Source organism: Mesorhizobium sp. M1A.F.Ca.ET.072.01.1.1 (assembly GCF_004023325.1).
Taxonomy (GTDB): domain Bacteria; phylum Pseudomonadota; class Alphaproteobacteria; order Rhizobiales; family Rhizobiaceae; genus Mesorhizobium.
This window is the reverse complement of the sequence record NZ_RZSF01000501.1, coordinates 1-3,467: the sequence shown is the minus strand read 5'-3', so window position 1 is coordinate 3,467 and position 3,467 is coordinate 1. Positions and strand designations below refer to the sequence as shown.

Annotated in this window: 5 protein-coding genes and 1 pseudogene; 5 read left to right on the top strand and 1 reads right to left on the bottom strand. The window is 65.2% G+C overall.

The genetic code is table 11. The features are described from left to right. The first annotated feature begins 107 nt into the window (after positions 1-107). The 5 genes from argJ (at position 108) to EOA32_RS35045 (ending at position 3,314) form a co-directional block, all read left to right on the top strand. Positions 108-1,349, top strand: coding sequence for a bifunctional glutamate N-acetyltransferase/amino-acid acetyltransferase ArgJ (gene argJ / locus EOA32_RS35065; RefSeq protein ID WP_066990124.1), 1,242 nt, complete (start codon positions 108-110; stop codon positions 1,347-1,349). Beyond that, positions 1,349-2,128, top strand: coding sequence for a GNAT family N-acetyltransferase (locus tag EOA32_RS35060; RefSeq protein ID WP_176477585.1), 780 nt, complete (start codon positions 1,349-1,351; stop codon positions 2,126-2,128). The genes argJ and EOA32_RS35060 overlap by 1 nt, the downstream gene beginning before the upstream one ends. Beyond that, entirely contained in the window at positions 2,125-2,547 is a 423-nt protein-coding gene (locus tag EOA32_RS35055) for a (deoxy)nucleoside triphosphate pyrophosphohydrolase (RefSeq protein WP_066990121.1), read from the top strand. The genes EOA32_RS35060 and EOA32_RS35055 overlap by 4 nt, the downstream gene beginning before the upstream one ends. Positions 2,548-2,702: 155 nt before the next feature. Further along, positions 2,703-3,020, top strand: a complete 318-nt coding sequence (locus EOA32_RS35050) for a hypothetical protein (protein ID WP_095828467.1) — start codon at positions 2,703-2,705, stop codon at positions 3,018-3,020. A 105-nt stretch (positions 3,021-3,125) separates the two neighbouring features. Continuing rightward, positions 3,126-3,314, top strand: a complete 189-nt coding sequence (locus EOA32_RS35045) for a Flp family type IVb pilin (protein WP_082953632.1) — start codon at positions 3,126-3,128, stop codon at positions 3,312-3,314. 29 nt (positions 3,315-3,343) lie between these two features. Here EOA32_RS35045 and EOA32_RS40400 read toward each other — a convergent pair. After that, positions 3,344-3,467, bottom strand: a pseudogene (locus EOA32_RS40400) (SAM-dependent methyltransferase); the annotation flags it as partial.

The following is a 3,467-nucleotide window of genomic DNA, read 5'->3' as shown; positions in this document are numbered from 1 at the left end:
CGGCGCGCCCCGAGAGAGCCCATGAAGCGCGGCCAGAACGCTCTTGCGCCAGCGCGCGCTATCGGGCAAACCGGCCTCCTATTTGCGTTCTGCCGCTCCGGGGTCCCATGTCCGCAACGATTTCGCCGCTCGCACCGAAGAAATATCCCAAGATGCCGGTCATCGAGGGCGTGCGCATCGCTACCGCCGAGGCCGGGATCAAATATCGCAATCGCACCGATCTGCTTGCCATGATCTTCGATCCCGGCACGGCCGTCGCCGGTGTCTTCACCAAGTCGAAATGCCCCTCGGCGCCGGTCGACTACTGCCGCCAGAACCTGTCCGCCGGCAAGGCGCGCGTGCTGGTGGTGAATTCCGGCAATGCCAACGCCTTCACCGGCAAGAAAGGCCGCGCCTCGACGGCGTTGACCGGCGAGGCGGCGGCGAAGGCCGCCGGATGCTCCGAGAGCGAAGTGTTCCTGGCCTCGACCGGCGTCATCGGCGAGCCGCTCGACACCAACAAATTCAGCCATCTGCTCGCCGGCCTGGTGAAGGACGGCAAGCCGGACCTGTGGACCGAGGCGGCGAAGGCCATCATGACCACCGACACCTATCCGAAGGTGGCGACCCAGATGGTGAAGCTCGGCGACGCCGACGTCACCATCAACGGCATCGCCAAGGGCGCCGGCATGATCGCGCCCGATATGGCCACGATGCTCTCCTTCATCGCCACCGACGCGCCGATCGCAGCCCCGGTGCTGCAGGATCTGTTGTCGCGCGGCACGGCAAAGACCTTCAACGCGGTCACTGTCGACAGCGATACCTCGACCAGCGATACGCTGCTCTTCTTCGCCACCGGCAAGGCTGGTTCGCGCGGCGCGCCCCAGATCAGCGACCCGAAAGATGCGCGGCTCGGCGCCTTCCGCCGCGCACTCGGCAAGGTGCTGAAGTCGCTGGCCCTGCAGGTGGTGCGCGACGGCGAAGGCGCGCGCAAGCAGGTCGAGGTCACCGTCACCGGCGCCAAATCCGCGCGCTCGGCCAAGCGCGTCGCGCTTTCGATCGCCAACTCGCCGCTGGTCAAGACTGCGGTCGCCGGCGAGGACGCCAATTGGGGCCGCGTCGTCATGGCCGTCGGCAAGGCCGGCGAGCCGGCCGACCGCGACCGGCTGTCGATCTGGTTCGGCGACAACCGGCTGGCGCATGAGGGCGAGCGCGATCCGGCTTACTCGGAAGAAGCGACCTCGGCTTATATGAAGCGCGACGACATCCGCATCCGCGCCGACCTTGGCATCGGCCGCGGCAAGGCGACGGTGTGGACCTGCGACCTCACCAAGGAATATGTCGCCATCAATGGCGACTACCGGAGCTGATGGCACCGGTGTCGACGCATCCGGCAAGCGTGCTCGCGATCGTGCGCCGCTACGAGGCGGCGGGCTTTCGCGCCTGGCCGGCGGCGGCCGTTCACTATGACGGGACATGGTTGGTGCGGCTGACGGCGGGCCATCCGGCGAAGCGCCTGAATTCGGTCAATCCGCTCGATCCCGGCGACACGCATGCCATTGCCGAACGCATCGTGCGCGCCAGCCGTCGCTTCGAGGCTTACGGCCGGCCGCTGACCTTTCGTATGTCGCCGCTTTCGGGGCAGGTGCTGTCGACGCATCTCGACGATGCAGGCTGGAGCCGGTTCGACGAATCGGTGGTGATGCGTCTGCCGCTCAAGGAGGCGCAACTCGACGCCGCGATGGACCAGATTCCGCTGAAAGACATCAGCCGCTTCATCGGCGCGGCGATCAGGACGAACGGCTCGGACGCCTCGCTGCGAGCCGGCCTCTCGGAAGTCATCGGCGCAATCCAGCCTGAGGCGGGGCTGTTTGCGCTCGAGGACGGCAATGAGCCGCTGGCAACGCTGATCTGCGTCCATGACGGCGATCTCGCCGGCCTGTTCGAGGTCGCCACCGAAAAATCGGCGCGCAAAAAGGGCCATGGCCGCAACCTCATCCTGTCGGCGCTGAAATGGGCCAGGCTGCGCGGCGCGCGCGAAGCCTGGCTGCAGGTGGAAGCCGGCAATGTTGCGGCGCTGTCGCTCTACCGGTCGCTCGGCTTCGAGGAAGTCTATCGCTACCATTATCGCCGGCGGCCGGACGCATGAGCGAGATCACGCCAGCCGGAAAGCGCCTGCTTCTTGTCGCGGCCTGCGCGCTGGTGGATGCCGACCGACGCGTGCTTCTGGCGCAGCGTCCCGAGGGCAAGCAGCTCGCCGGCCTTTGGGAGTTTCCGGGCGGCAAGGTCGAGCCAGGCGAGACGCCCGAGGAATGCCTGGTGCGCGAGCTGCATGAGGAGCTCGGTATCGAGACCGAGATCCCCTGCCTGGCGCCGCTCACCTTCGCCAGCCACAGCTATGACCATTTCCACCTGCTGATGCCGCTCTACATCTGCCGGCGCTTCCGCGGCATCGCGCAGCCGAGGGAAGGGCAGGGGCTGAAATGGGTCAGGCCGCGCCAGATGCGCGACTACCCGATGCCGCCGGCGGACGCGCCGCTGATCCAGTTCCTCATCGATCTCTTGTGATCGTCACAGCCGCTTCAGCGTTTCCACCAAACGCAGTCCAAGCCGCCGTTTGCTCCGTCTGCTTTAGGCAGCGTTAATGGAAGATTTATCTCGACATGGAAAATTGACGCGAATCGTCCGCGCGGCGGCATGCCGATTTTGATTGGAGCCAATCCATGAGCCTCGACAGAGAATGGGACTCGATCCGGCCCGACCGCACTTTCCGCGCCGCCGATGCCGGCATGGGTATCTTGCGGATCACCCTGCTTTTCGGGTCGGCCGCGGTGGCGCTGGCTCTGATCGCGACGCCTTTCCTGGACAGCCAGTTGCGTCCGCAGGGCGCGCGCGAGAGCTTGACCGGCGGACTCGACCTAAGCAGCACCGGTTCGATCGGTCGCCGCGATACCTACACCCTGCGGCGAAGCGTGCTGCAGCCGCTGCCAAGTTCCGTTTGCGTAATCCGCAACGATGGCAGCCGCTACGGCGAGTGCTAATTGGTTAATAAATTCAGCAAGAAACCGCTATTTCACCGCCCGTTAAGCTTTTGCCGTTAACCTTTCTTAACGGGTAGGCGCTATGGTTCCCGCCAAGAGGGATCGATGACCATGAAAAACCTGCTGCAGCAATTCATAGAAGATGAATCAGGCGCCACGGCCATCGAATATGGCCTGATCGTTGCCGTGCTGTCGCTTGTAATCGTCGGCGGCGTCGGCAAGGCCGCCGACGCGATCCAGTGGCTGTTCTCCGACAACAACAGCAGGCTTGCCAACGCCTTTGCCCAGCACTGACCGCATCGGTCAGACCGCGGCGCGCATGGTCAGTGCCCCGTCGGCTTCTCGAGGATCGTCTTCAGCGAGACCCTGGCCGAGCCAGGCTTCAGCGGCTTCTGCTGTGAGGCATCGGGCGCCCAGCCGGACATCCACACAATCGAAAAGCTTGCC